The sequence below is a fragment of the Mycobacterium sp. ITM-2016-00318 genome, from assembly GCF_002968285.2.
GTDB lineage: Bacteria > Actinomycetota > Actinomycetes > Mycobacteriales > Mycobacteriaceae > Mycobacterium.
Genome location: NZ_CP134400.1, coordinates 2,148,452 through 2,173,995, shown reverse-complemented (window position 1 = coordinate 2,173,995; position 25,544 = coordinate 2,148,452). Strand labels below are relative to the sequence as shown.

The following is a 25,544-nucleotide window of genomic DNA, read 5'->3' as shown; positions in this document are numbered from 1 at the left end:
CGCGGTGTGTCCATCGAAACGCTGGGGTCACAGGCATACGCCTAGCGTTCAGTCACCGTTGTCGCCGTCGGTCCCGTTGCATGGCCTCGGCTGACTCCTAGTCCAGGAAGCCGTGCAGCAGCGCCGCCGAGCCCGCGACATGAGCCAGCATCGCGGCGGCGGCACCATCGCCGTCCCCGGCGAGGACGGCCATGACGATCGCCTCGTGCTGTTCGTCGGAGTGCGCGATATTGCGTGCCAGCAACGGGATCTGGTCGAGTAGACCGTTGAGCCGCATCCGGTTCTCGGCCACCAGCGTGACCAGCGACGGTGACCCGGCGGCTTCGGCGATGGCCAGATGAAACCTCGAGTCCAGCCGCCGGTAGTCGGCGGCGGGCGCCCCACGCACATCGGTCATCCGGGCCCACAGCACTTCTCGTTCCGCTGCGGTCAACGTCTGGCTCGCCGCCATCCGCGCGGCACCGACTTCGAGCACCTCCCGTAGCCGTAGCGCGTCGTCGATTTCGGCGCGCGTCACCCGCGGTTGGTCGCCCATATGCGTGGGCAGCGGTTCCGCCAGGAAGGTGCCGCCGTACCGACCGCGCCGCGGGACCAGGTAACCGGCGTCCGCCAACGACTTGATCGCTTCTCGCACAGTGTCGCGGCTGACGCCGAGGCGGGCCGCCAACTCCCGCTCGGGCGGCAACGATTCACCCGGTTGAAGCACGCCGAGCCGGATCGTCTGGAGAAGCCGTCCGACGGTGTCCTCGAAGGCATTCCCAGGTCGTACCGGGCGAAGCAGCGCTTCGCCCGCAAGCGGGACGTCCTGGCCTGCCGTCATGACTACAGCGGAGTGACGTAGTGGCCGGTTATGCCGCCGTCGACCAGGAACGTCGACCCGGTGATGAACGACGCGTCATCGCTGGCGAGAAACGCGACGGCCGCCGCCAGCTCCTCCGGTTCGGCGAACCTCCCGACCGGCACGTGGACAAGCCTGCGTGCAGCGCGCTCGGGGTCCTTGGCGAAGAGTTCTTGCAGCAGCGGCGTGTTCACCGGGCCAGGGCACAGAGCATTGACCCGGATGCCTTGTCGCGCGTACTGGATGCCCAGTTCCCGCGACATCGCCAGCACGCCGCCCTTGGACGCGGTATAGGAGATCTGCGATGTCGCCGAACCGTTCACCGCGACGAACGACGCGGTGTTGACGATCGACCCCTTCTGTTGCGGAACCATGTGACGCAACGCGGCCTTGCAGCAGAAGAACACCGACTTGAGATTGATGTCTTGCACGCGGTCCCACGCGTCGATTCCGGTCACCTCGATGAGGTCGTCCTCCGGCGGGCTGATTCCCGCATTGTTGAACGCGATGTCCACCGAACCGTGGGTCTCGGCGGCCGTGTCGAAGAGCGTGTCCACCGCGACCTGATCGGAAACGTCGACTTGGACGAAAGTGCCGTTCAGGTCGTCGGCGACCGTCTTGCCTGCGGCGGGGTCGATGTCCCCGATGACGATCGTCGCTCCCTCGGCGTGCATGCGTTTGGCGGTGGCGAGTCCGATGCCGCTGGCCCCGCCCGTGATGACGGCGACCTTGCCCTTCATCCGCTGGGTGAGATCCATCTAGCTCTCCTCGATCGCAAAGAAGACGTTCTTGGTTTCGGTGAAGTGCAACGGCGCGTCGGGGCCGAGCTCGCGCCCCAGACCGGATTGCTTGAAGCCGCCGAACGGTGTGTTGTAGCGGACCGACGAATGCGAATTGACACTCACGTTGCCCGTTTCCACGGCCCGAGAGACCCGGACGGCCCGAGAGAGGTTATCGGTCCAGATCGACCCGGACAGCCCGTAGGGCGTGTCGTTGGCCAACTCGATCGCGTCGGCTTCGTCCTCGAACGGCAACACCGTGACGACCGGCCCGAAGATTTCCTCGGTCACGGTCCGGTCCGTGCGCTGCGGGGTCAGCACCGTCGGCGGGAACCAGTACCCGGGCCCCGATGGTGCCTCGCCGCGGAACGCGACCGGTGCGTCTTCAGGTACGTAGGAGGCGACGCTGTTCCAGTGCGTCTTGGAGACCAACGGTCCCATCTCGGTTTCCTTCGACGAGGGATCACCGACGACGACGCCCTTGACCGCAGGCTCGAGCAGCTCCATGAACCGGTCATAGACATTGCGCTGCACAAGGATGCGGCTGCGCGCGCAGCAGTCCTGGCCCGCGTTGTCGAACACGCCGTGCGGCGCGGTGGCTGCCGCACGCTCGAGATCGCAGTCGTCGAAGACGATGTTGGCGCTCTTGCCGCCGAGCTCCAGCGTCACCCGCTTGATGTGCTTCGCGGCTCCGGCCATCACGCCGACACCGACTTCGGTGGACCCGGTGAAAACTATCTTGCCGATGTCCGGGTTGGTGACGAACCGGTCCCCCACCACCGAGCCCTTGCCGGGCAGCACCTGAAACAGATCGGCGGGAATGCCGGCCTCGAGGGCGAGTTCGCCGAGCCGGATGGTTGTCAGCGGTGTCCACTCGGCCGGCTTCACCAGCACCGCGTTGCCCGCGGCGAGTGCGGGCACGACGCCCCATGATGCGATCGTCATCGGGAAGTTCCACGGCGTGATGACGCCGACGACGCCGATCGGCTCGTTGAAGGTGACGTCGAACCCGCCCGCGACAGGAATCTGCTTGCCGGACAACCGCTCTGGGCTCGCAGCGTAAAACTGCAGAACGTCGCGGACGTGGCCCGCCTCCCACTCGGCGTTGCCGATCGGATGGCCGGAGTTGGCCACCTCCAAAGCGGCCAACTCGTCGACGTGCGCATCGACGACGGCGGCAAAAGCGCGCAAAGCGGCCGCCTTGTCCGCCGGTGCTCGCCTGGCCCACTGCCGCTGTGCGACTTTGGCTCGCGCCACCGCGTCGTCGACCGCCTCAGCGGTGGTCTGCTCGACCTGCCGCAACTCCTGCTCAGTTGCGGGGTTGACCAGGGTAGAGGAGGTCACGCGTCCACCTTTCCGGTTGCGTACCGCGCGGCGGCGTTCACCACTGCGGAGAACAGACGAAGATCGTCGAGTCGTTCCTCGGGGTGCCACTGCACTCCCAGAACGAAGTTCGGCCCTGGTATCTCGATGCCCTCGATCACGCCCTCGGCATCCTGGGCACTGACGATCAGGCCGTCGCCGAGCCGATCGATGGCCTGGTGGTGGTAGCACTGCGCATCGGATGTTTCGCCGATCAACGCGGCCAGGCGCGTGCCCGCGACGGTGCGCACCGACGATGTGGAGAAGACGGCGTTGCCCTGCTGATGATTGTGGTGGCCGAGCACGTCGGGCAGATGCTGGTGCAGCGTGCCGCCGAGCACCACGTTGATCACCTGTGCGCCCCGGCAGATTCCGAGCACCGGGATGCCGCGCCTGATCGCGCCGTGAACCAGGGCGTACTCCCAGGCGTCGCGCGCGCGCCTGGCTGCGTCCGGTTCGTCGGTCTTGGGATGCCGCGCCTGGCCGTAGGCGGCCGGATCGAGATCGGGTCCGCCGGTGATGATCACGCCGTCCAGCCCGTCGAGCACCCGGTCCGCCGCGTCTTCGGCCTGCGGCGGAAGCAGCACCACCGTGCCGCCCGCGAGGTTGACGCCCTCCAGGTAGATGGCGGGCAGGAAAGTCGCGTGCACATCCCACACACCTGTCTGCGCCTGCTGCAGATATGTGGTCATGCCGAGCACGGGGCTAAAGGCGCTCAAATCCACGCACCCTTTCCCAGTCGGTGACGGTCGAGTTGAACGCCTTCAGTTCGACGTCGGCGTAGTTCAGGTAGTGATCGATCACCTCGTCGCCGAACTGTTCGCGCGCGATCTCCGATTTGTCGAGGAGGTCGGCGGCTTCGGCCAACGTCGTCGGCAGATGTTCGGCGCCACTGGTATAGGCGTTGCCCGCCAACGGTTCCGGGAGCTCCAGCTCGTTCTCGATTCCGTACAGGCCGCCCGCAATCAGCGCAGACACCGCCAAGTACTGGTTGACGTCACCGCCAGGCGCCCGACACTCCATGCGCATTCCGTGACCGTGCCCGACGATGCGCAGCGCACAGGTCCGGTTGTCCATTCCCCACGCGATCGCGGTCGGAGCGAAACTGCCCTCCACGAAACGCTTGTAGGAGTTGATGTTCGGCGCGTAGAAGAGGGTGAAATCACGAAGCGTCGCGAGCTGGCCCGCGATGAAGCTGCGGAACATCGGCGACATGCCGTCGGATGCGTCCTCGTCGGCGAACACGGCGCTGCCGTCGGCGCCGCGCAACGAGATGTGGATGTGACAGCTGTTGCCTTCCCGTTCATCAAATTTCGCCATGAACGTCAGGCTCTTGCCGTGTTTGTCCGCGATCTCTTTCGCGCCGTTCTTGTAGATCGTGTGGTTGTCGCAGGTGACGCGCGCATGGTCGTAGCGGAAGGCGATCTCCTGCTGCCCGAGGTTGCATTCGCCCTTGACGCCTTCGCAGTACATGCCCGCACCGTCCATGCCGTTGCGGATGTCGCGCAGCAGTGGCTCCATCCGGGTGGACGCGTGCATCGCGTAGTCGACGTTGTAGTCCGTGGCAGGCGTCAGGTCGCGATAGCCCGCCGCCCATGCCGCCCGGTAGCTGTCGTCGAAGACGATGAACTCGAGTTCGGTGCCGATGTAGGGCACCAGACCCTTGTCGGCCAACCGGGCGATCTGCTTGTTCAAGATGCTGCGCGGCGCCTGGGTCACCGGCCTGCCGTCCGTCCACGACAGGTCGGCCATCGCCAGCGCAGTGGCAGGCAGCCAGGGCACCAGGCGAAGGGTGGAGAAGTCCGGCGTCATCACCATGTCGCCGTATCCGGTCTCCCAACTGGAGATCGCATAGCCGTCCACGGTGTTCATGTCGACGTCGACCGCGAGCAGATAGTTACAGCACTCCGCGCCGTGGGCGGCGACGTCTTCCACCCACAACCGCGCCGCAACGCGCTTGCCGATCAGCCGGCCCTGCATATCGCAGAAGGCGACGATCACGGTGTCGATGTCGCCTGCGGCGATCAACGATTCCAACTCGGTCTGCGACAACATTCCAGTCATGCCGAGAACTCAACCATCGGGACCCGCCTTCGGTCGTGGGCGACCACGTAGTTTTACCAAACCCTCACCGGTTAAAGGTGGGTAATTAGACCATTAGATCAGGCATATGCGTTCATGTCGGCGTCGGCCGGCCTACTGTCGCGCCCAGCTACCCCTCGCGGCCCCGAAATCGGCCACGGCCACGGACCGCGGAGTATTCGAGCGCAACCCCCGGGGTGAACCGCAGGTCACTCCCCATGAAGCAAGATTTACGCAGTCGTCATGGCCAAAGGTAGGACAACAGACCTTTGGCGCTTTATTGTGCCTATGCGAGTTCCATCCCCACCCCGCGAAGGAGAATCGCCGTGCCAGAGGGCCACGAACATCTAGACGACGACGAGAAACACCTCGCCAGCCTCGGCTATGTCCAGGAGTTGTCGCGGTCCTGGTCGGGTTTCTCGAACTTCGCGATCTCGTTCTCGATCATCTCGATCCTCGCGGGGTGTTTCACGTCGTTCGGGCTCGGGTGGAACAACGGCGGACCGGCGGCGATCGCGTGGGGCTGGCCACTCGTCTCCCTCTTCATCCTGATCATCGGGCTGTGTATGTCCGAACTCGTGTCGGCATTCCCCACTTCCGGCGGGATTTATTGGTGGGCAAGCAAGTTGGGCGGCCCCAAGGCGGGGTTCTACACCGGCTGGCTGAACCTGATCGGTTTGATCGCCATCCTGGCATCCGTGGCCTACGGCTGCGCGACGTTCCTGGACCTGACGCTCGGCACGTTCAGCGAAGGCTGGCTCGCGGGCTACAGCCTGACCCGGACGTTCATCCTGTTCGTGATCATCCTGGCCGCCTCGGCGATCATCAACATCTTCTCCAGCCACCTGTTGGCCGTTATCAACAACATCTCGGTGTGGTGGCACGTGGCGGGCGCCGCGGTGGTCATCCTCATCCTGTGGCTCATCCCTGAGCAGCACGCCAGCATCAGCGACGTCTTCGCCAAGACAATCAACAACAGCGGCATGTTCGGCGGCTCCACCTCGAGCATCGGCTTCCTGTTCTTCTGCCTGCCGATCGCCGCGATCCTCACCCAGTACACGATCACCGGCTACGACGCGTCGGCACACCTCTCCGAGGAGACGAAAAGCGCGGCCGACGGCGCGGCCAAGGGCATCTGGCGGTCGATCTTCTACTCGGCGATCGGCGGCTGGATCCTGCTGGTGACGTTCCTCTTCGCGGTGCAGGACTCCGACGAGGTGTCGGCCGGCGGCGGCGCGGTGGTCACGATCTTCACCCAGGCGATGGACTCCAAGTGGGTCGCGATAGTCCTGTTGATCTCCGCCGCGGGCCAGTTCTTCTGCACCACGGCCTGCCAGACGAGCGCATCGCGCATGCTGTTCGCGTTCAGCCGCGACCGCGCCGTACCCGGTCACCAGCTGTGGTCGGCGCTGAGTTCGAAGAGGATTCCCGCCAACGGCGTCATGGTCACCGCGATCCTTGCGGCGACCATCACCCTGCCCGCCCTTGTCGAGGTCGACATCAACGGCGCACCGGTTCCGGTCGCGTTCTTCGCGGTGGTGTCCATCGGCGTCGTCGGCCTCTACCTTTGCTTCGCGGTACCCATCTACCTGCGCTGGAAGATGGGTGACGACTTCCCGCTCGGTAGATGGAATCTGCGCGGGCACCACAAGTGGATGGCTCCCGTGGCCATCATCGAGATCATCATCACGTCGATAATCGCGATGTTCCCGACCTCGCTCGGCGGGATGCCGTGGGATCCGAGCTTCGAGTGGAAGTTCGTCAACTACACCCCGCTCCTGGTTGGTGGCGTCCTGATCCTGCTGTACATCTACTGGCACGCATCGGTGAAGAACTGGTTCACCGGGCCCGTCAAGCAGATCGACGAGACAGGCGAGTTGGAGGGCGTTTCTTAACCCCTCCCATCGGGCAATAAGCCATCCGTGCGCCCGAAGGGGCGCCGAACGGTAGGGTCGAAACGATGTGTGGAGCCACCGGCGAGGTGCGACTCGACGGCCGAACGCCTGATCTTGCGGCGGTGTCGGCCATGGCCGAGGCGATGGCCCCTCGCGGCCCCGATGCGGCGGGTGCGTGGTCGCAGGGTCGAGTCGCGCTCGGGCACCGCCGCCTGAAGATCATCGACCTGTCCGAAGCGGGCGCGCAGCCGATGGTGGACAGCGAGCTCGGCCTGGCCATCGCCTGGAACGGGTGCATCTACAACTATCAGCAGCTGCGGCATGAGCTGTCCGAACAGCACGGCTACCGGTTCTTCTCCCACAGCGACACCGAGGTGCTGCTGAAGGCCTACCACCACTGGGGTGACCGCTTCGTCGACCGGCTGTACGGAATGTTCGCGTTCGCGATCGTCGAACGCGACAGCGGGCGAGTCCTGCTCGGACGCGATCGGCTCGGCATCAAACCGCTCTACATCAGCGAGGACGCCCACCGCGTCCGCTTCGCCTCGTCGCTGCCGGCACTGGTGGCAGGTGGCGGCATCGACACCCGCATCGATCCCGTCGCGCTGCACCACTACCTCACCTTCCACTCCGTGGTGCCGCCGCCGCGCACCATCCTGCGCGGCGTCTCCAAGATTCCGCCCGCGACGCTGGTCGCCATCGAACCGGACGGCCGTCGCAGCGAGGTCACCTACTGGACGCCCGACTTCAGCCGCCGCGACGACCGCAAGGACTGGTCCGAAAAGGACTGGGAGGACGCGGTTCTGGACTCTCTGCGGGTTGCGGTCGACCGCCGAATGGTTGCCGACGTCCCGGTCGGCTGCCTACTGTCCGGCGGCGTCGACTCCAGCCTCATCGTCGGCCTGCTAGCAGAGGCCGGCCAGAACCATCTGTCGACGTTCTCGATCGGCTTCGAGTCCGTCGGCGACGTCGAGGGTGACGAGTTCACCTGGTCGGACATCATCGCCGACCGGTTCGGCACCGACCACCATCAGATCCGCATCGGTACCGATCGCATGCTGCCCGCGCTCGACGGCGCCATCGGCGCGATGAGCGAACCGATGGTCAGCCATGACTGCGTCGCCTTCTATCTGCTCAGCCAGGAAGTCGCCAAACACGTCAAGGTGGTGCAGTCCGGTCAGGGCGCCGACGAGGTGTTCGCGGGCTACCACTGGTATCCGCCGATGGGCGAGCCGGCAGCCGCCTCCCTCGACGGTGCGGTGGCCGCCTATCGGGGTGCCTTCTTCGACCGCGACCCTGTGGGTGTTCGCAGCCTCGCGGCGGCCAACTACATCGCCGACGACGACCCGAGCGGGCGGTTCGTCAGCGAGCACTTCGCCCGGGAGGGCGCACAGTCGGGCGTGGACCGCGCGCTGCGGCTGGACACCACCGTCATGCTGGTTGACGACCCCGTCAAACGGGTAGACAACATGACCATGGCCTGGGGTTTAGAGGGTCGAGTGCCTTTCCTCGACCACGAACTCGTCGAGTTGGCCGCCACCTGCCCGCCGGATCTCAAGACCGCACAGGGCGGTAAGGGCGTGCTCAAGGAAGCCGCGCGCAGGGTCATTCCGTCCGAGGTGATCGACCGCCCGAAGGGCTACTTCCCGGTGCCGGCACTGACCCACCTCGAAGGCCCCTACCTCGATCTGGTGCGCGACGCGCTGTACGCACCGGTCGCCAAGGAGCGCGGCCTGTTCCGGCCGGAGGCGGTCGATGCACTGCTGGCGGACCCCAACGGCAGGCTGACCCCGCTGCGCGGCAACGAACTGTGGCAGATAGCGCTGCTCGAACTATGGCTGCAGCGGCACGGCATCACGGGGGCAGCGGCGTGAGCGCGGCTCCCGGCGAAGCGAATGCGAAGGAGAATCGCAGCGAAGCGAGGACCGGTGGGCCCCGGCCCGCACGGCAAGGGACGAGCGGGAGCCACGCAACAGACATAGACCACACCGAAGCGATCACCTTGGGATTGCACGACGCGTCGCCGCCACATCTGATCGACGAGATGGCCGACGATGTCGTCCTCGAACTCGGCTGGGGGCGGCTCATTTTCGGGCAGACCTTCGCCGACGCCGAAAAGCTCGCCGAGGTACTGCGCGGCGAGACCCACGGCAGACGCGACATCTGCATCTACGCCCGCGAGCCACACGTGCTGGTGTCGAGAGCGCCCGCCGAACTGTTCATCGACCCCAGCCACACCTACCGGCTGCGCTTCTCCGAGGACGACGAGCCGACTTCCCCGCCCACCGGCTTCACGGTGCGCGCGCTGCGCGACGTGGCCGAAGCCGACGCGATCAACCAGGTCTATGTCCGCTGCGGGATGGTGCCCGCGCCGACCGACGTCATCTGGAAGAACCATCGCGACAGCGAATCGGTGGACTACCTCATCGCGGTACGCGCCGACGACGGCTCCGTGGTGGGCACCGTCACCGGCGTCGATCACAAGCGGCTGTTCGCCGACCCGGAGAACGGCACGAGCCTGTGGACCCTGGCCGTCGACCCGAGCATCAGCCTGCCGGGTGTGGGCGCGGCGTTGACCCGCGCGCTCGCCACGATCTATCGCGACCGGGGCCGGTCGTACATGGATCTGTCGGTGACGCACGACAACGTGGCCGCGATCGGGCTGTACGAGAAACTCGGGTTCCAGCGGGTTCCGGTGATGGCCGTCAAGCGCAAGAACGCGATCAACGAGCCCCTGTTCACCCATCCCCCCGAGACGGTCGACGACCTCAACCCCTACGCGCGCATCATCGCCGACGAGGCCATGCGCCGCGGCATCTGGGTCGAGGTGCTCGACGCCGGTGCGGGCGAGATGCGGCTGTCCTACGGGGGCCGCAGCGTGGTGACCCGGGAATCGTTGTCCGAGTTCACGTCCGCGGTGGCGATGAGTCGCTGTGACGACAAGCGGCAGACCCGGCGGATCGTCGGCGAAGCGGGCATCAAGGTGCCGAGGGGCAGGCTGGCCACCTTCGACGAAGGGGACCACGAATTTCTCGCCGAGGTCGGCGATGTCGTGGTCAAACCGACGAGAGGCGAACAGGGCAAGGGCATCACCGTCGGGGTCGCCGGCCCCGACGAACTCGACAGCGCACTTGCCTGGGCCCGCGAGCAGCATCCCGAGGTGCTCATCGAGCAGCGCGCCAACGGCGACGACCTTCGGCTTGTGGTGATCGACGGCAAGGTGGTCGCGGCCGCGATCCGCAGACCCGCCGAGATCGTCGGCACCGGACACCACACCATTCGTGAGCTGATCGAGACGCAGAGCCGGCGTCGCGCCGCCGCCACCGGCGGCGAGTCGCGCATCCCGGTCGACGCCGTCACGGAGTCGACCGTGGCCGAGGCCGGTTGGTCATTTGATGACGTGTTGCCCGAGGGGCAGCGGTTGCGCGTGCGGCGCACCGCGAACCTGCATCAGGGCGGCACCATCCACGACGTGACCGCCGAGGTGCACCCGGAGCTGTGCCGAGTGGCGGTCGCGGCGGCAGAGGCGATCGGTATCCCGGTCACCGGCATCGATCTGCTGGTGCCCGAGGTGACGGCGGACGAGTACGTGTTCATCGAGGCCAATGAGCGGCCGGGGTTGGCCAACCACGAGCCGCAGCCGACCGCCGCGGCCTTCGTCGACTACCTGTTCCCGACCACGCCAGGCCTGCCGCAGGCCTGGACCCCTACCGAGGCCCCTGAATAGCGGCTTCACCAGGTGCTGGTGCGCAACACGATCTCGGCGGCCAGCTGCGCCGTGGACTCCTGGGCGTTGCGCCGCCCGAGCAGTTCGACCAGCCGGAAGTCGCCGTAGACGAAACGCTGGCTTGCGCGGGCCACGGCCCGCGCCGCGGGCGTGCTGACCAGAGCGGTCGTGTTCATCTCCACCGGCGGGCAGTGCTCGTCGCGGATCACGCCGGACTGGTCGGCGACCCGAGGATGACCGCGGTCGATCACGACGAGGCCGATGAAGCGGTCCAGACGGGTGGCGGCCAGTTCCCACGCCATCTCGCCGCCAATCCGGTCGCCGACCAACAACCCCCACTGCACGTCGAGCATGTCCATGATGCCGACGACCGACTTGGCGGTCAGCCGCGGATCGGGGCCAACCACGATGGTCCGCAAGGACGCGGTGTGCAGCCGTTGGCACACGGCGTCATACGCCGATGCCGCCTGCTGCGCGGCGCCGAGCAACACCACGACGGATCCCTTTTCCGGGCCGGCGACATCGACGGGAACGGGGAAACCGTCGACGGTGACCATCGTCGAAGGCATTCGGTCACGCTACAACCCGGCACTGATCGGCGGGCGGTTTTGCGCGGCTCCCAACCGCTCATTCAGCCGTTTTGCAGCAAGCGGTCGGCCTGTTTGTCGTGGACGTCCATAAAGGTCTGCGGCAGCGGTCCTTTGACAGCGATCCCCGGATTCGGTGTGGGAAAAGCGATCCCGAACACCGCCATCGTGCCGACGTTTTCGAAGGAGAAGAACACACTGCTCTTCGCCCCGTTTAGGTCCATCGTCTGCTGGTAGGTGAGCGCGTCTCGTCGTGAAGTCTGGAGTTCGGTGGTGGTCATCGGAATGCCGTCCGACGACGGGTCGAAGAAGGTCTGGTACGACGCGCACCGCTGCGCCGTTGCTGAGAGCTCGTCCAGATCCAGATTCCACGTGAGCACCGTCATCACGATGCGCGCGCCGTCGTAGGCGACGTTGTACTTCGCCGCGCTGCCCGCACCGCGCTCCGCTGAAACGGCGATGACTCTGGTGAGCCCGTCGGAACACCCTTCGGGCTTCGACAGCATGGCGGGTGGCCCGCCTTCGCCGTCGGGCTGGCCGGGCTTGTCGACGATGCGGTCGTATTGCACGCCCTGGGGGAATTCCGCCGCGGTCAGGACGGTTCGGTCCAGTCGCGGGCCGGGCCACGTCGCGGTGCCTGCGACGGTGTTGGCGCAGCCGGCGGCGGCCAGCAGAAGCGTCAACGCTGGCGCCCCCACACACCGGCTGATCATGGGCCAAGGCTACCGACGCAGGGTGCTGACGATGGCCGGCCGCGCTGGCGGACCGTTCTCCAGCAGCCCGACTATCGCGTCGATGTCGACGTGGCCCGCCAGTAGATCGGCCATCAGGTCCAGTTGAGCGTCCCGCCGCGCCGAGACGTCGACGTCGTCTGCGGCGGTGAACCCGCTCCGCCCGGCGGCCGTGGCGGCGTCGGAGAGCCACCGTCTGCGTACCTCGTCGTTGTCGAGTAGGCCGTGCCAATGCGTGCCGTACACCGCGGCGTCGCGGATTCCCACGCCCAGCCACTCGTCGTCAGCGCATCGCGACACCTGGCCGTGGTGGATCTCGTAGCCGTGCAGCGGGGCGTCGTGGCGGCGCAATGTCTTTTCAGCCGCAAACTCGATGTCGGCGTCGAGGAGCCCGAGACCGTCCACCCCGCCAGCGCGGGATTCGACGGCGTCGTCGATGCGGCGGCACAGCATCTGAAAACCGCCGCAAATACCCAGCACCGGCCTGTCTGCGCGGGCGTGGGCGACGATGCCGTCAGCCAGCCCGCGTTCACGCAGCCAGCCGAGGTCGGCGACGGTCGACTTGCTGCCTGGGATGACGATGACATCGGCGTCGGGCAGGTCGGCGGGATCGGTCACCCAGCGCACCAGCACGCCGGGCTCGCACGCCAGTGCCTCCACATCGGTGGAGTTGGAAATGCGGGGCAGCCTGATCGCGGCGACGCGCAGCCACTGCTCCCCGACCGGCGGCTGCGGCTGTCCGACAACGCGGTGGGCCTGTACCGACACCGAATCCTCTGTGTCGAGCCAGAATTCGTCCTCGAACGGGAGGACACCGTAGGTGGGCCGGCCGGTCAGGTCCGCCAGTTGCGTCAGGCCCGGTGCCAGCAGTGCCGGGTCGCCGCGAAACTTGTTCACCACGAATCCCGCGATCAGCGCCTGGTCCTCCGGCGCGAGCACGGCGACCGTACCGAAGAGGTGGGCGAGCAGCCCGCCGCGGTCGATGTCGCCGACCAGGATGACGGGAAGATTGGCAGCGCGTGCCAGTCCCATGTTGGCGAGATCGGTTGCGCGAAGGTTGACCTCGGCGGGCGATCCAGCACCTTCGCAGATGACCGCGTCGAATTCGCTTCGCAGTTGCGCCAGTTCGCGGTTGACAACCGCGGCAAGGCGGTCGCGGTGGGTGAAGTAGTCGCCCGCGGCAACCGTTGCCGCGACGCGCCCCCGCACCACCAGTTGCGACGTGCGGTCACTGCCCGGCTTCAGCAGTATCGGGTTGAAGCGCACGCTGGGCGCCAACCCCGCAGCGCGCGCCTGCATCGCCTGCGCCCGGCCGATCTCCCCGCCCTCGACGGTGACCGCCGAGTTGTTCGACATGTTCTGCGCTTTGAACGGCGCCACGGCGACGCCCTTGCTGGCCAGCAGCCGGCACAGCCCGGCGACCACCATCGACTTTCCGGCGTCCGAACTGGTGCCTGCGACCAGAAGCGCCCCGCTCACTTTTTCCCGGCGAGCAGACGCAAAAGTGCCCTTTTTACCGCCGTTTGGGGAACGTTTGCGTCTGCTCGCCGGAAAAATTTCACGGCTGGGTGAGGATCTCGGCGCCGTCGTCGGTGACCACGAGCGTGTGCTCGAATTGCGCGGTCCACATCTTGTCCTTCGTGACGACGGTCCAGTCGTCGTCCCAGATCTCGTAGTCCAGCGCGCCGAGGTTGATCATCGGCTCGATTGTGAAGGTCATCCCCAGCTCGAGGATCGTCTCCACCGCGGGCTGGTCGTAGTGCAGGACCACGAGCCCGTTGTGGAACGTGGTGCCGATGCCGTGGCCGGTGAAGTCGCGAACGACGTTGTAGCCGAAGCGGTTCGCGTACGACTCGATGACCCGCCCGACGACCGACAGTGCACGGCCGGGACGGACGGCCTTGATCGCGCGCATCGTCGCCTCGTGCGTGCGCTCGACGAGCAGCCGGTGCTCCTCACTGACGTCGCCTGCCAAAAACGTTGCGTTGGTGTCACCGTGTACACCGTCGATGTATGCGGTCACGTCGATGTTGACGATGTCGCCGTCCTCGATCACGGTCGAGTCCGGGATGCCGTGGCAGATGACCTCGTTGAGCGAGGTGCAGCAGGACTTCGGATAGCCCTTGTAGCCCAGCGTCGACGGGTAGGCGCCGTGATCGACCATGTATTCGTGGGCGATCCGGTCGAGTGCATCGGTGGTGACACCCGGCGCGACGGCCTTACCCGCCTCGGCGAGTGCCCGTGCCGCGATTCGGCCCGCCACCCGCATCTTCTCGATCACCTCGGGCGTCTGCACCCACGGTTCGGTGCCCTCCCTTGCCGTCGCCTTTCCCACGTATTCGGGACGCTCGATCGACTTGGGCACCGGAAGGGTCGGCGAAACCACGCCGGGACGAAGTGCGGTGCGAACAGGCATCACGCCAGGATAGCGACTCGCGGGGAACGGGTCGCCGCTGTTCAAGCGCTAGCGGCGGTCGCGGCGCAGGAGCGACTTGCGCGGTCCGCGTATATCGACCGAGCCGCAGACCACTTTGCCGGTCAGGATGACGTGCGGTGTGCCCTCACCTGGCGCATCCCTTCGGTGATCCTTGGCACTTCCCACCACGACTTCGACGTCGTCGATCGAGGCGCTGGCGCCCTCGGGGAGCCGGAGATCCAGCCCGCCGAATTTCATGTCGAGTTCGACCACAACCATGGGACCGGCGAAGCGGGCGCCGGTGAGGTCAAGGTCGACGGAACCCATCCGCCGATACAACGCCAGCCGGGTCGGGACGGTCCATTCGCCTTGACGCTTGAGCGAGCCCATCACGCCGCGCAGCTCGACCTTGTCGGTGGCGGAGGTGACGATCGCGCCGGGCCCCGGCAGGTCGCCCACCAGCGTGTCCAGGTCGGAGCGCAGCCGGGCCTGCGACACCAGCGCCGAGCGCTCCTCGAACTCGTCGATGTCGATCAGCCCAAGGGCGACCGCGTTGTGGAGCCTGCGCAACGTGCCGTTGCGGTCGGCGTCGGATACGCGCAGCACCGCTGCGTGCTCGTTTGTCCCGGTCATGGCCCTTCCAAAATACCGCCGTCGCCACCGACAGCTCAGCGAGGCTACTGCGATGTTTGCGCCATTTCGCTGATGTTTCCGAACTTCAACCGCTCGATGCTGACTAGCATGATCGCATCCGAATGGACCGACCTGGTTGTAGGCGAGGTCATGGGCGAACTGCCGACCGGGACTGTGACGTTGCTGCTGGCCGACGTCGAGGGCTCAACGCGGCTTTGGCAGACCCAGCCGGACCAGATGACGGCCACCGTCGCCGCCCTCGACACCACCCTCGGCGACCTACTCGCCGTCCACGGTGGGGTGCGGCCCGTCGAGCAGGGCGAGGGCGACAGCTTCGTCGCAGCGTTCGCCCGGGCCAGTGACGCGGTGGCATGCGCACTCGATCTGCAGCGCGCACCGTTGTCGCCGATCCGACTGCGCATCGGTGTGCACACCGGCCAGGTCCAGCTGCGCGATGAGGGTAATTACATCGGCCCGACGATCAACAGAACGGCACGGCTGCGGGACCTCGCGCACGGCGGGCAAACCGTGCTGTCGGGCTCGACCGAGCAGCTGATCGCCGACTGGCTGCCCGACGATGCCTGGTTGATGGACCTGGGTTCGCACGAGTTACGGGATCTGCCTCGGCCTGAACGTGTTTCGCAGCTGTGCCACCCCGACCTGCACAACGAGTTTCCGCCGTTGCGAGTGTCGAAGAGCGCCGACACCCGAAACCTTCCCGTTCAACTGACGAGCTTTGTCGGCCGCGTCGTACAGATCACAGACGTTCGCCAATTGTTGGCTGACAACAGGATCGTCACATTGACAGGCGCGGGCGGCGCAGGCAAGACACGGTTGGCGATCCGGATCGCGGCCGACACCGCGCGCGAATATCGCGACGGCGTCCACTACGTGGACCTGGCTCCCGTCACCCATGAAGCCGTGGTGCCGGTGGCAGTGGCTCGTGCGCTCGGCCTTCCGGACCAGCCGGGCCGTTCGACGATGGAAACGCTCGTGAAGTTCGTCAGCGACCGGCAGACGCTGGTCGTGCTGGACAACTGCGAGCACCTGCTCGACGCCGCCGCGTCGTTGGCTGCAGAGCTGCTGGCGAGGTGCCAGGGCCTACAGATCCTGGCCACCAGCCGTGAGTCGACGGGTGTGCCGGGTGAGGTTACGTTCCAGGTGCCGTCGCTTTCGCTCGCCGACGAGGCCATCGATCTGTTCGCCGACCGCGCGCGGCGGGTCCGGCCCGATTTCACCGTCGGCGACGACAACGTCGTCACCGTCACCGAGATCTGCAAAAGGCTCGACGGCATGCCGCTGGCGATCGAGTTGGCCGCCGCACGCGTCCGCGCTCTCTCGCTGGAGGAGATCGTCGGCGGCCTGCACGACCGGTTCCGTCTCCTGACCGGAGGTGCACGGACGGCGGTGCGCAGGCAGCAGACATTGCGCGCCTCAGTCGATTGGTCGCATGCGTTGCTCACGGAGCCCGAGAGAATTCTGTTTCGTCGGCTCGCGGTATTCCTCGGCGGTTTCGACCTCGACGCCGCGCAGTCCGTCGCGGGCGATGCCGAGGTCGAGCGTTACCAAATCCTCGACCAACTGGCGCTGCTGGTCGACAAGTCGTTGGTGACCGCCGAAAACAGCGGCGGACGAACGCGGTACCGGCTGCTCGAGACAGTTCGGCAGTACGCGCAGGAGAAGCTCGGCGAGTCCGGCGAGGCCGAAGCCGTAAGGGTACGCCACCGCGACCACTACAACGCGTTGGCGGCCCTGCTCGACGCGCCAGCACGTTCTGACTATGAGCAGCGTGTGCAGCAGGCCGACGAGGAAATGGACAATCTGCGAAGTGCATTCGGCTGGAGCATCGAATCGGGCGAGACCGCGCGCGCACTGGAACTGGCGTCGTCGCTGATGCCGTTGTGGCTGTCGCGCAGTCGCATTCAGGAGGGGCTGGCGTGGTTCAATGCCGTTCTGGAGTACGGCACCCCAAGCCTCGGCGAGTTAACGCCACACGCGCGCGCTCGGGTGCTCGCCGACAAAGCCATCCTCGACGCGTGGGTCAACAACTACGAGTTGGAACACGCAGAGCAGGCTCTTGCGCTCGCGCGCGACCTCGACGACCCCCCACTCCTCGTCAGAGCCCTCACTGCATGTGGCAGCGCCGCTGTCTACGACACCGACGTGGCGCTGCGCTACCTTTCCGAAGCGATTGACCTGGCCCGAGCCCTCGGGGACAAATGGAGGTTGTCGCAAATTCTGGCTCAGCAAGCTCAATCCGCCTTGGTCACCGGCAATCCCATCGCATTGCGGGCCTCTGCCGAAGAAGGGCGCGAGATCGCCGAAGCCATCGGCGACCGCTTCGGATCACGCCAATGCGGGTGGCGGCTTGCAACCGCGTACGTGATGCAGGCCGATCTGACCTCGGCGATCGAGCTGCTGCACGGGGTGGTCGCCGACGCCGAGGCCCACCATGACGGTATCTCGCAGGTCACGGCTCTTCTCATCCTGCCGCAGGCGCTCGCATATCGGGGAGACCTGAGTACGGCGCAGGCATCCGCTGAGGGGGCGATTGAGTCCGCTGAGGAACTCGGCGATGTCTTCGTCGGTGCTGTCTACGTAGAGATCATGATCGCGCACCTTGCCGCTGGTGACATCGCACGGGCGTCAGACGCGGCTGCGGCTGCATGGTCCCACTTCAGTGGTCTTCAGGGGACCGCTAACCTCAATAGCCCGCTGATCGCCGAGGCCGCCCTGGCGCGCGGTGACCTCACTGAGGCTCGACGCCGGATAGATGATGGCCTCGCGGCTACGTCAGGGTGGAATCGAGCAGCGGCACTGACAACCCGCGCCCGCGTCGAAATAGCTGACGGCAACCCGGATCGAGCAGAGCAAGACGCCCACGGCGCCCTCGGGTGCAGCGTAGGCGTCGGAGCGTATCTAGGCGTACCCAACATCCTTGAGATCCTCGGTACTCTCGCGTGCCACACCGCCAGCCATTGCGAAGCGGCCCGGCTCGTCGGTGCGGCGGAGGGCATTCGGCACCGCACCGGCGAAGTCCGCTTCAAGATCTATGAGGCCGATTACCAAGCATTGCTGACAGAACTCCAAACTGCATTAGACGACAAGGATTTTCAATCAGCCTGGGCAGAAGGTGCCGCCCTGTCGACCGACGAGGCGATCGCCTACGCGCAGCGCGGCCGCGGCGAACGAAGGCGGCCGTCGAGCGGCTGGGCGTCGCTGACCCCGTCCGAGCTTGACGTCGTGTGGCTTGTCAGCGAAGGGCTCGCAAACAAGGACATCGCGCAGCGGCTATTCGTGTCGCCGCGAACGGTGCAATCGCACCTCACCCGTGTCTATACCAAGCTCGGCTTGACGTCGCGGGTTCAGCTGGCTCAGGAAGCGGCACGCCGGTCGGCGGGGTTAAATAACTGATTCGGCCATGGCGACAACAGCGATGTTGATAGGTGTGTCTTCATGACGCCGAATGACTCCAGAGCGCCCAAGACCGTCGAAGCATGGGCGTTCGTGCAGAAGATGATCGGCGATATCACCGCGATCGTGACGGAAGACGCGGAGAACGAACGCGAGCTGCGCGAGGGCCTCGCTGTCGTCTCCCGCGTCACCGCGCTGTGCTCGGAGTTATCCGTTGAGGCCGATCCCGACCTGCCGTGGTTCTTCGACATGTGCTCACCCACCCGGCTCGTCGGCGGACCCAACCCCGACGGCAGGTATCTGCTGGCGATGATCCGCGGCGACCGCGGCTATCGCGTCACGGGAACACGAGGCAGCACCGCCTATCTCGGATTTCAGGTGCTCGCGGGCACGGGTATGACGCCGCGACGGATGGCCGCCTACGTCAGCGACACCGACCTGAAGCTCGACGGCGGCGCGTTCGCGTTGGTGTTCTCCGCTGCGGAGCCGGCTGACCTCAACGGCGCGCAATGGGTGCAGATTCCCGACGACGCGACCTCGATCGTCGTGCGCGAGTACATCGCCGACGCCGATAGCGAACAGTCGGCGACGCTGCGCATCGAGCCGCTCACCGAGCCGCAATCGCCGCTGGCGCTGTCGGACGACGAAGCGGCAGAACAGTTCACCGCGATGGCGTGGACCATCATGAAGCTGACCACGCTGCACCGCACGATCAAACCCGAACTGCTGACGCAGCCGAACACCCTCGTCACCGCCGAACCCGCCGACCTGGGCGCCGCCGACACTACTCCGGACAACCTGTACATGATCGGCACCTTCCGACTGGCTCCCGACGAGTCGCTGGTCATCCAGTTCGAACCGCCGGACACCCGCTACTGGAACATCACGCTGGAGAACATCTGGCACGAATGCCTCGAGCCGCGCCGCAGGCACAGCTCCGTCACCAACAAGGGGGTGTCACCCGACGCCGACGGCGTCGTGCGGATCGCCATCGGCGCAAGGGATTTCGACCACGGCCACTGGTTGGACACCGGCGGACGGCACCGCGGCTTCGTGGTGTTCCGCTGGCTGGACAACCCCGATCCGCCGAACGTGTCGGTCGAGGTACGTCGCGGTGGGGCGGCGCGGTGAGCGCCGCCGACCGGTTCGACCAGGAGGTACTGGTCGCGCAGGCCTGCGAATGGGCGGGCAGCGACGACTTCGGCGCCGACTTCGACGAGAAGGAGACGTGGCGCGAGGGGCTGGGCCTGCTGTGCGAAGGGTTCGTCGCCGACGCGCGACTCAACGACCTCGGGGTGGAGATCGCCGCGCTGGATATCGTGCGCGCGTTGAAGAACCGGCTACAGGTCGTCGAGTGGCGCAAGGCGAATCCCGAGATCGCCGAGCAGAGGATCGAACGGCCGATCTTCATCGTCGGACAGCCCCGCACCGGAACCACGATCCTGTTCGATCTTCTTGCCAAGGACCCGCAACTGCGACCGCCGCTCACCTGGGAGGTCGACGCACCTCTGCCGGTGCCACAGCCCGACACCTACGACACCGACCCGCGGATCGCCGAAACTCAGGCCACGCTCGAGATGAGCGAACATATCATTCCCGGCTTCATGGACTGGCACCCGATGGGAGCGCAGGTCGGCCAGGAGTGTGTGCGGATCACCGCCTCGCAGTTCTGCAGCATGATCTTCTCGGTTCAGTACCGGCTGCCGGCCTACTACAAATGGCTTCTGTACGAGGCCGACCATCGGCACGCGTACCGGTATCACCGAATCTTCCTGCAGCACTTACAGTCCGGTGTCAGCGGTCAGTGGCTGCTGAAATCGCCCGCGCACCTGTGGACACTCGACGCGCTGGTGGCGACCTACCCCGACGCGGTGATCGTGCAGACGCACCGCGACCCGCTTAAGGTCATCTCGTCGGTCAGCGCGTTGACCAACCACCTGCGCCGGATGGCGTCGGATGAAACGTCGATTCCCGACTGCGCCGTGCAGTCCTGCGAGGAGATAGTGGTCGGGCTGGAGCGCGGGATGACACTGCGCGACTCGCTGTCGCCGGGCCAGGTGATCGACGTGCAGTTCGCCGATTTCATGCGTGATCCGTTCGCGACGATCAGATCGCTCTACGGCAGGCTTGACCGTGAGCTGACCCCGACCGCCGAACGGCGGATGCGCGATCACCTGGCGGCCCACCCCGGCGACGCCGGCGGGGGCCGCTACTGCTGGGCCGATACCGGCCTTGACGCAGACCGGTTACGCGAGCAGGTGGCGGGCTATCAGGAGCGCTATCACGTCCCGAGCGAGCCGCTGAAGTAATCCGCGTCGCGGCCCAAGCACTCGTCAACCGTTGCGTTGTTATCGCTAAGCGAGATAATCCGGCGGCAGGCCCTCGAGCATCCATCGCAGCATCCGCACCGCGTACTCCGAGCTGCCGCCCCCGACGATCAGCGCGGCGAACGCCATATCGCCGCGGTAGCCGGCAAACCAGGAGTGCGAACCGCCGTTGAACTCGGCCTCGCCGGTCTTGCCGCGCACATCGCCCATCCCGTTGAGATCCTTGGCGGTGCCGTTGGTGACCACGAGCTGCATCATCGGCCGCAGCCCGTCGAGCATCTTGGGTGTGATCGGAGACACGTCACCGGTGACAGCGGTCTGGCGACCTTCGATCAGTTGCGGCACAGGGGTTTTGCCCGCTGCGACCGTGGCCGCCGCCATCGCCATACCGAACGGGCTGACCAGTACCTTGCCCTGGCCGAAGCCGTCCTCGGTGCGCTCGGCGAGGTTCACCGTCGGCGGCACCGAACCGGTCACTGTGCTGATGCCCTCGATGTTGTAGTCGGCGCCGATCCCGTACTGGGCGGCGGCCTGGGTAAGGCCGCGCGGCGGCATCTGGCTGGCCAACTCGGCGAAGGTGGTGTTGCAGGAACTGGCGAAGGCCCGCGACATCGGCACCACCCCGAGGTCGAACCCACCGTAGTTCGGTACCGTCCGGTGCCCGATATCCACGGTGCCCGGGCAGCCGAGAAGCGTGTTGGGCGTTGCCATGTCGCGTTCGATGGCCGCGCCCGCGGTGATGATCTTGAACGTCGACCCCGGCGGGTACAGACCCGTTGTCGCGGCAGGCCCGTCGACGTCGGCGGCGGCGTTCTGTGCGACGGCGAGGATCTCACCGGTCGACGGCTTGATCGCGACGATCATCGCCTTCTTGCCGCCGATGCCGTCGACGGCGTTCTGGGCGGCGTTCTGCACGGCGCGATCCAGGCTGATGGTGACAGACGGCGAGGGCGCGGGCGCCACCTCGTTGAGGATGTCGGAGTCGACGCCGTTCTGGTTCACGCTGACGATCCGCCAGCCTGCCTGACCGTCGAGGTCGTCGACCACCGCCTTCTTGACCTCACCGATGATCGCTGGCGCGAAAGTCTCGTCGGTGGGCAGCAATTCGGCTTGCGGCGTGATGACCAGCCCGGGCCGCTCGCCCAGCACGGCGGCAACCTGGTCGCGGTCGGATTGCCGAAGGGTGATCAGGCTCAGCGGGCCCGGCGACGAACTCGCCTCCTCGGCGAGGCGCTGCGCGTCCAGGGTGTCGTCGAACGGCCGCAGCGAATCGACGACTGCGGTCGCCGTTGTCATCAGGTAGGCGCCCGCGCTCCTGGCATCCAACGCGAAGTGATACAGATTGCCGGGCACCAGTACGTCGCTGCCGCTGCGCTCGTTGACCGATGCCCGCCGCGGCGGGTCGGCACGCAGCGCGAATGTCTGGTGCTCACCGAGTTTGGGATGAAGGCCGGTGGTCGTCCACCGCACCTCCCAACGTCCCTCGTTGCGCACCATGCTGAGCTGGCCGTCGTAGGTCCAGGTTCGACTCTTCGGCAGGTGCCACGTGTAGCGGTAGGACACCGTGCCCGTGTCCTCGGCGAACTTCGACCCCAATACCTGTGCGTGCAGCGACGAGGCCTGCAGGCCTTTCCATGCCTGATTCAGCGCGGCCCTGGCGTCCTCCGGACGGTCGGTCAGTGCCGAGGCACCGCCGGTGTCGCCCTTGGCCAGCGCGAAGAAGAACTCTTGCGCCGCTGGTGTCGGCCCGTTCGGCTTGGGGGTGCAGGAGCTCAAAGATACCGACGTCACCACGACCGCAAGCAGGCCCGCCATACGCGTTGCAGATGTGAATAATGTTGCCATTGAGGCAAATGTTAAGAAACTGAGACCTCAAATCGGCGGAGGCGCGCCACGAGTCAGGCGCCGAAAGGTCCCGCAGCGGGTGCGCGGACGACCAGCGGCACCGCAGGGAAGTACGCCGCCATCTCCGAACGGGACTTCCGGAGCGCCGCAGTGCCGTAACCCTGCTTGCGGTGCGATGGGCTGATCCAGATGCGCACGTTGACCTCGCCGCCGGCCAATTCGCCGAACACCATGCCGATTTTCTCAGTGCCGTCGGTCGCCACCAGCCATACCGCTTCTTCGGCGTGCACCCGGCCGACGGCCGCGCGGATCTCGTCATCGAGATGGCCCGCGGGAGCGCCGGACCCGTCGCCTGCCGCGCGGACGTCCTCGGTGCGGGCGGCGAAGATGTCGCGGTCGGTGTCCGCCGAGAACGGACGAAGCTGCAGGTTCTCGCCCGGGCTCCGCTGCCGCTCCCCGATCATGAAGCTCAGCTCGTGGTTGAGATCATTGAGTTCGTCGCGGATCCGGCGTCGCGAAACCTTTGTCAGCCGATCGAACGAGAGTCGAAGGACCGCCTCGCCCGCGACGTGCGTCGTCGAGAGCATGGACGCGATCGCCCGGACCGCCGCGTCGTAATCCTCGGACTCGACGATGACGTCGAGGAGTTCGTGGCGCCGTTCGAGCGCGCGCACGAGCGCGTCGGCGATCTCTCTGCGTTCGGCTTTCTGCGCGTCGTCGGTCATGGCGTGAAGCGTAACCACCGCGCACGCGAGGAGCATAAAAACCAACCACCGCGCACGCGAGGAGCATAAAACTAACCCGCGCACGCGAGGAGCATAAGAACCAACGACGTGCCGGCGACTCAGTCCAGCAAGACGGTGGCGAAGGTGCCGACCTCGGCGAAGCCAATCCGGTCGTAGGTCGCGCGGGCGACGGTGTTGAAGTCGTTGACATACAGGCTCGCGATGCGCCCGCTGCGCACCACGGCGGCGGCCAGCGTGGCCGTTCCCGCCGTGCCAAGGCCCTGACCGCGCCAGTCGGGATGCACCCAGACGCCCTGGATCTGACCGACCGCTGGTGACTGCGATCCGACTTCGGCCTTGAACACCACCTGGCCGCGCTCGAACCGCGCCCATGCCCGCCCAGCCGCGATCAGCCCCGCGACGCGCCGCCGGTAGCCGCGGCCGCCGTCGCCGATGCGCGGATCGATGCCGACCTCCCCGATGAACATGTCGACGGCGGCGACCAGGTAGACGTCGAGGTCCTCCATGCGCACCGGGCGCACCGCAGGGTCCACCGGACACTGCGGTGCGGTCGCCAGCGCCATCAGTGGCTGGCGGTCGCGCACGTCGCGGGCAGGCCCCCACGCGTGTTCGAGCCTGCGCCACATCGGCAGCACCAACTCGGCACGGCCGACGAGCGACGAGCAGCGCCGCGCGGAGCTGACCGCCTTGTCGGCGAACGCGTGCAGGTCGGCGGCCACGCCGCGCAAGGGGATGAGATTGGCACCGGCATAGCAGAGCGATTCGGTGGCCCGGCCGCGCGTCCACAGCTCGCCGCCGATGGCGCTGGGGTCGACGCCGTGCTCGGCGACCCGGGAGTCCACCATGCAGCAACCGACCGGGTCGGCGTCGAGCACCTGCCGGACCGCCGCGACGTCGCGCACCACCGAGACCCGTCGCTCGTCGACGAAGCGGAATAGCGGCGGAGCCGACATCGGGACTCTTTCTGCGGCCTCAGGGCGTGGTGACTCCAGGCACAGGAATCACGTTCAGCTTACGGTGACCACGGGCGAACCGGCAGAATCTTCGACCCCCCGCTCCTCGGCGATTCGCATCGCCTCTTCGATCAGAGTCTCCACGATCTGGTGCTCAGGCACGGTCTTGATGACCTCACCCTTGACGAAGATCTGTCCCTTGCCGTTTCCGGACGCCACGCCGAGATCGGCCTCGCGCGCTTCGCCCGGTCCGTTGACCACGCAGCCCATGACCGCGACACGCAGCGGGACCTCCATCCCCTCGAGGCCCGCGGTGACCTCGTTGGCCAACGTGTACACGTCGACCTGGGCGCGCCCGCACGACGGGCAGGACACGATCTCCAGCCTGCGTGGCCGCAGGTTCAGCGATTCCAGGATCTGATTGCCCACCTTGACTTCCTCGATGGGCGGCGCCGACAGCGACACCCGGATGGTGTCCCCGATCCCCCGCGACAGCAGCGCACCGAACGCGACGGAAGACTTGATGGTGCCTTGGAACGCCGGGCCCGCCTCGGTGACGCCGAGGTGCAGCGGGTAATCGCACTGCGCGGCGAGCTGTTCGTACGCGGCGACCATGACCACGGGGTCGTTGTGTTTGACGCTGATCTTGATGTCGCCGAAGCCGTGGTCCTCGAACAGCGACGCCTCCCACAGCGCAGACTCCACGAGCGCCTCAGGGGTGGCCTTGCCGTACTTCTCCATGAACCGCTTGTCCAGCGATCCGGCGTTGACGCCGATGCGGATCGGAATGCCCGCCGCGCCGGCGGCTTTGGCGACCTCCTTGACCCGGCCGTCGAACTCCTTGATGTTTCCGGGGTTCACGCGCACCGCCGCGCAGCCGGCGTCGATCGCGGCGAAGATGTACTTCGGCTGGAAGTGGATGTCGGCGATGACGGGGATGTTCGCCTTGGCAGCGATCGCGGGCAGTGCGTCGGCGTCCTCCTGTCGGGGGCATGCGACGCGGACGATATCGCAGCCAGAGGCGGTGAGCTCGGCGATCTGCTGCAGCGTCGAGTTCACGTCGTGGGTCTTGGTGGTGCACATCGACTGCACCGCGACCGGGTAGTCGCTGCCGATGCCAACGTCGCCGACCATGAGCTGACGGGTTTTTCGCCGCGGCGCCAACGTGGGTACGGGTGGTGCCGGCATGCCTAAGCCGACGGACATGAG

The 25,544-nt window shown here is 66.5% G+C and carries 20 protein-coding genes; 6 read left to right on the top strand and 14 right to left on the bottom strand.

The window, feature by feature from the left end; genetic code table 11:
- Nucleotides 1-97 precede the first annotated feature (97 nt).
- From C6A82_RS10505 to C6A82_RS10485, 5 genes are read right to left on the bottom strand one after another with little or no spacing between them, the layout of a single operon-like run.
- The gene (locus C6A82_RS10505) at nucleotides 98-820 is read right to left on the bottom strand and encodes a FadR/GntR family transcriptional regulator (RefSeq protein ID WP_105348750.1); all 723 of its coding nucleotides are present in this window, start codon (nucleotides 818-820) and stop codon (nucleotides 98-100) included.
- A 2-nt stretch (nucleotides 821-822) separates the two neighbouring features.
- The gene (locus C6A82_RS10500; RefSeq protein ID WP_105348748.1) at nucleotides 823-1,596 is read right to left on the bottom strand and encodes a 3-oxoacyl-ACP reductase; all 774 of its coding nucleotides are present in this window, start codon (nucleotides 1,594-1,596) and stop codon (nucleotides 823-825) included.
- Nucleotides 1,597-2,961: an aldehyde dehydrogenase gene (locus tag C6A82_RS10495; protein ID WP_105348746.1), complete on the bottom strand. Its 1,365-nt coding sequence runs from the start codon at nucleotides 2,959-2,961 to the stop codon at nucleotides 1,597-1,599.
- On the bottom strand, nucleotides 2,958-3,671 hold the full coding sequence (locus C6A82_RS10490) for a gamma-glutamyl-gamma-aminobutyrate hydrolase family protein (protein WP_105348779.1): 714 nt from the start codon (nucleotides 3,669-3,671) through the stop codon (nucleotides 2,958-2,960). The genes C6A82_RS10495 and C6A82_RS10490 overlap by 4 nt, the downstream gene beginning before the upstream one ends.
- A gap of 13 nt (nucleotides 3,672-3,684) precedes the next feature.
- Complete coding sequence (locus tag C6A82_RS10485) at nucleotides 3,685-5,043, bottom strand: glutamine synthetase family protein (RefSeq protein WP_105348745.1); 1,359 nt, start codon at nucleotides 5,041-5,043, stop codon at nucleotides 3,685-3,687.
- A gap of 344 nt (nucleotides 5,044-5,387) precedes the next feature.
- On the opposite strand from C6A82_RS10485, the gene C6A82_RS10480 reads away from it, so the two are divergent.
- From C6A82_RS10480 to ngg, 3 genes are all read left to right on the top strand, one after another.
- Nucleotides 5,388-6,956: an amino acid permease gene (locus C6A82_RS10480; protein ID WP_105348743.1), complete on the top strand. Its 1,569-nt coding sequence runs from the start codon at nucleotides 5,388-5,390 to the stop codon at nucleotides 6,954-6,956.
- 65 nt (nucleotides 6,957-7,021) lie between these two features.
- A complete protein-coding gene (locus C6A82_RS10475) occupies nucleotides 7,022-8,830 on the top strand; it encodes an N-acetylglutaminylglutamine amidotransferase (RefSeq protein WP_105348742.1) in 1,809 nt (602 codons plus the stop codon).
- Complete coding sequence (gene ngg / locus C6A82_RS10470) at nucleotides 8,791-10,683, top strand: N-acetylglutaminylglutamine synthetase (RefSeq protein ID WP_105348740.1); 1,893 nt, start codon at nucleotides 8,791-8,793, stop codon at nucleotides 10,681-10,683. Before C6A82_RS10475 ends, ngg begins: the two co-directional genes overlap by 40 nt.
- A gap of 5 nt (nucleotides 10,684-10,688) precedes the next feature.
- Here the strand turns inward: ngg and C6A82_RS10465 are convergent, their stop codons facing one another.
- The 5 genes from C6A82_RS10465 to C6A82_RS10445 all read right to left on the bottom strand — a co-directional run bounded on the left by C6A82_RS10465 (nucleotide 10,689) and on the right by C6A82_RS10445 (nucleotide 15,050).
- Entirely contained in the window at nucleotides 10,689-11,252 is a 564-nt protein-coding gene (locus C6A82_RS10465; protein WP_105348738.1) for an alpha/beta fold hydrolase, read from the bottom strand.
- Between the two features lie 62 nt (nucleotides 11,253-11,314).
- A complete protein-coding gene (locus tag C6A82_RS10460; RefSeq protein ID WP_105348737.1) occupies nucleotides 11,315-11,983 on the bottom strand; it encodes a hypothetical protein in 669 nt (222 codons plus the stop codon).
- A gap of 9 nt (nucleotides 11,984-11,992) precedes the next feature.
- The gene (locus C6A82_RS10455; RefSeq protein ID WP_105348735.1) at nucleotides 11,993-13,480 is read right to left on the bottom strand and encodes a cobyric acid synthase; all 1,488 of its coding nucleotides are present in this window, start codon (nucleotides 13,478-13,480) and stop codon (nucleotides 11,993-11,995) included.
- Between the two features lie 79 nt (nucleotides 13,481-13,559).
- Nucleotides 13,560-14,417 (bottom strand): type I methionyl aminopeptidase, encoded by an 858-nt coding sequence (map, locus tag C6A82_RS10450; protein ID WP_105348733.1) that lies wholly within the window; start codon nucleotides 14,415-14,417, stop codon nucleotides 13,560-13,562.
- 48 nt (nucleotides 14,418-14,465) lie between these two features.
- Nucleotides 14,466-15,050, bottom strand: coding sequence for a DUF1707 domain-containing protein (locus C6A82_RS10445; RefSeq protein ID WP_105348732.1), 585 nt, complete (start codon nucleotides 15,048-15,050; stop codon nucleotides 14,466-14,468).
- Nucleotides 15,051-15,158: 108 nt separating this feature from the next.
- On the opposite strand from C6A82_RS10445, the gene C6A82_RS10440 reads away from it, so the two are divergent.
- The 3 genes from C6A82_RS10440 to C6A82_RS10430 are packed head-to-tail and all read left to right on the top strand — an operon-like array spanning nucleotide 15,159 to nucleotide 20,773.
- Nucleotides 15,159-18,464, top strand: a complete 3,306-nt coding sequence (locus tag C6A82_RS10440; RefSeq protein ID WP_311101777.1) for a LuxR C-terminal-related transcriptional regulator — start codon at nucleotides 15,159-15,161, stop codon at nucleotides 18,462-18,464.
- 42 nt (nucleotides 18,465-18,506) lie between these two features.
- Nucleotides 18,507-19,595: a DUF1214 domain-containing protein gene (locus tag C6A82_RS10435; RefSeq protein ID WP_105345014.1), complete on the top strand. Its 1,089-nt coding sequence runs from the start codon at nucleotides 18,507-18,509 to the stop codon at nucleotides 19,593-19,595.
- On the top strand, nucleotides 19,592-20,773 hold the full coding sequence (locus tag C6A82_RS10430; RefSeq protein WP_105345012.1) for a sulfotransferase: 1,182 nt from the start codon (nucleotides 19,592-19,594) through the stop codon (nucleotides 20,771-20,773). Before C6A82_RS10435 ends, C6A82_RS10430 begins: the two co-directional genes overlap by 4 nt.
- A gap of 45 nt (nucleotides 20,774-20,818) precedes the next feature.
- Here C6A82_RS10430 and C6A82_RS10425 read toward each other — a convergent pair whose 3' ends face one another.
- From C6A82_RS10425 to ispG, 4 genes are all read right to left on the bottom strand, one after another.
- Nucleotides 20,819-22,636, bottom strand: coding sequence for a penicillin-binding transpeptidase domain-containing protein (locus C6A82_RS10425; RefSeq protein ID WP_105345011.1), 1,818 nt, complete (start codon nucleotides 22,634-22,636; stop codon nucleotides 20,819-20,821).
- A gap of 53 nt (nucleotides 22,637-22,689) precedes the next feature.
- Nucleotides 22,690-23,361 carry a GNAT family N-acetyltransferase gene (locus C6A82_RS10420; protein ID WP_105345016.1) on the bottom strand — a complete coding sequence of 224 codons (672 nt, stop codon included), beginning with the start codon at nucleotides 23,359-23,361 and terminating at the stop codon, nucleotides 22,690-22,692.
- A gap of 119 nt (nucleotides 23,362-23,480) precedes the next feature.
- Nucleotides 23,481-24,335: a GNAT family N-acetyltransferase gene (locus C6A82_RS10415; RefSeq protein ID WP_105345009.1), complete on the bottom strand. Its 855-nt coding sequence runs from the start codon at nucleotides 24,333-24,335 to the stop codon at nucleotides 23,481-23,483.
- 54 nt (nucleotides 24,336-24,389) lie between these two features.
- Nucleotides 24,390-25,541: a flavodoxin-dependent (E)-4-hydroxy-3-methylbut-2-enyl-diphosphate synthase gene (gene ispG / locus C6A82_RS10410; RefSeq protein ID WP_105345008.1), complete on the bottom strand. Its 1,152-nt coding sequence runs from the start codon at nucleotides 25,539-25,541 to the stop codon at nucleotides 24,390-24,392.
- Nucleotides 25,542-25,544: the final 3 nt, after the last annotated feature.

What these genes read in the sequence shown, in the direction of transcription:
- C6A82_RS10440 (WP_311101777.1), top strand. Translation starts at nt 15,159, where the DNA reads ATGATCGCATCCGAATGGACCGACCTGGTTGTAGGCGAGGTCATGGGC.
- C6A82_RS10425 (WP_105345011.1), bottom strand. Translation starts at nt 22,636, where the DNA reads ATGGCAACATTATTCACATCTGCAACGCGTATGGCGGGCCTGCTTGCG.
- C6A82_RS10415 (WP_105345009.1), bottom strand. Translation starts at nt 24,335, where the DNA reads ATGTCGGCTCCGCCGCTATTCCGCTTCGTCGACGAGCGACGGGTCTCG.
- C6A82_RS10435 (WP_105345014.1), top strand. Translation starts at nt 18,507, where the DNA reads ATGACGCCGAATGACTCCAGAGCGCCCAAGACCGTCGAAGCATGGGCG.
- C6A82_RS10485 (WP_105348745.1), bottom strand. Translation starts at nt 5,043, where the DNA reads ATGACTGGAATGTTGTCGCAGACCGAGTTGGAATCGTTGATCGCCGCA.
- C6A82_RS10420 (WP_105345016.1), bottom strand. Translation starts at nt 23,361, where the DNA reads ATGACCGACGACGCGCAGAAAGCCGAACGCAGAGAGATCGCCGACGCG.
- ispG (WP_105345008.1), bottom strand. Translation starts at nt 25,541, where the DNA reads ATGTCCGTCGGCTTAGGCATGCCGGCACCACCCGTACCCACGTTGGCG.
- C6A82_RS10460 (WP_105348737.1), bottom strand. Translation starts at nt 11,983, where the DNA reads ATGATCAGCCGGTGTGTGGGGGCGCCAGCGTTGACGCTTCTGCTGGCC.
- C6A82_RS10475 (WP_105348742.1), top strand. Translation starts at nt 7,022, where the DNA reads ATGTGTGGAGCCACCGGCGAGGTGCGACTCGACGGCCGAACGCCTGAT.
- C6A82_RS10490 (WP_105348779.1), bottom strand. Translation starts at nt 3,671, where the DNA reads ATGACCACATATCTGCAGCAGGCGCAGACAGGTGTGTGGGATGTGCAC.
- map (WP_105348733.1), bottom strand. Translation starts at nt 14,417, where the DNA reads ATGCCTGTTCGCACCGCACTTCGTCCCGGCGTGGTTTCGCCGACCCTT.
- C6A82_RS10500 (WP_105348748.1), bottom strand. Translation starts at nt 1,596, where the DNA reads ATGGATCTCACCCAGCGGATGAAGGGCAAGGTCGCCGTCATCACGGGC.
- ngg (WP_105348740.1), top strand. Translation starts at nt 8,791, where the DNA reads ATGGCTGCAGCGGCACGGCATCACGGGGGCAGCGGCGTGAGCGCGGCT.
- C6A82_RS10465 (WP_105348738.1), bottom strand. Translation starts at nt 11,252, where the DNA reads ATGCCTTCGACGATGGTCACCGTCGACGGTTTCCCCGTTCCCGTCGAT.
- C6A82_RS10445 (WP_105348732.1), bottom strand. Translation starts at nt 15,050, where the DNA reads ATGACCGGGACAAACGAGCACGCAGCGGTGCTGCGCGTATCCGACGCC.
- C6A82_RS10505 (WP_105348750.1), bottom strand. Translation starts at nt 820, where the DNA reads ATGACGGCAGGCCAGGACGTCCCGCTTGCGGGCGAAGCGCTGCTTCGC.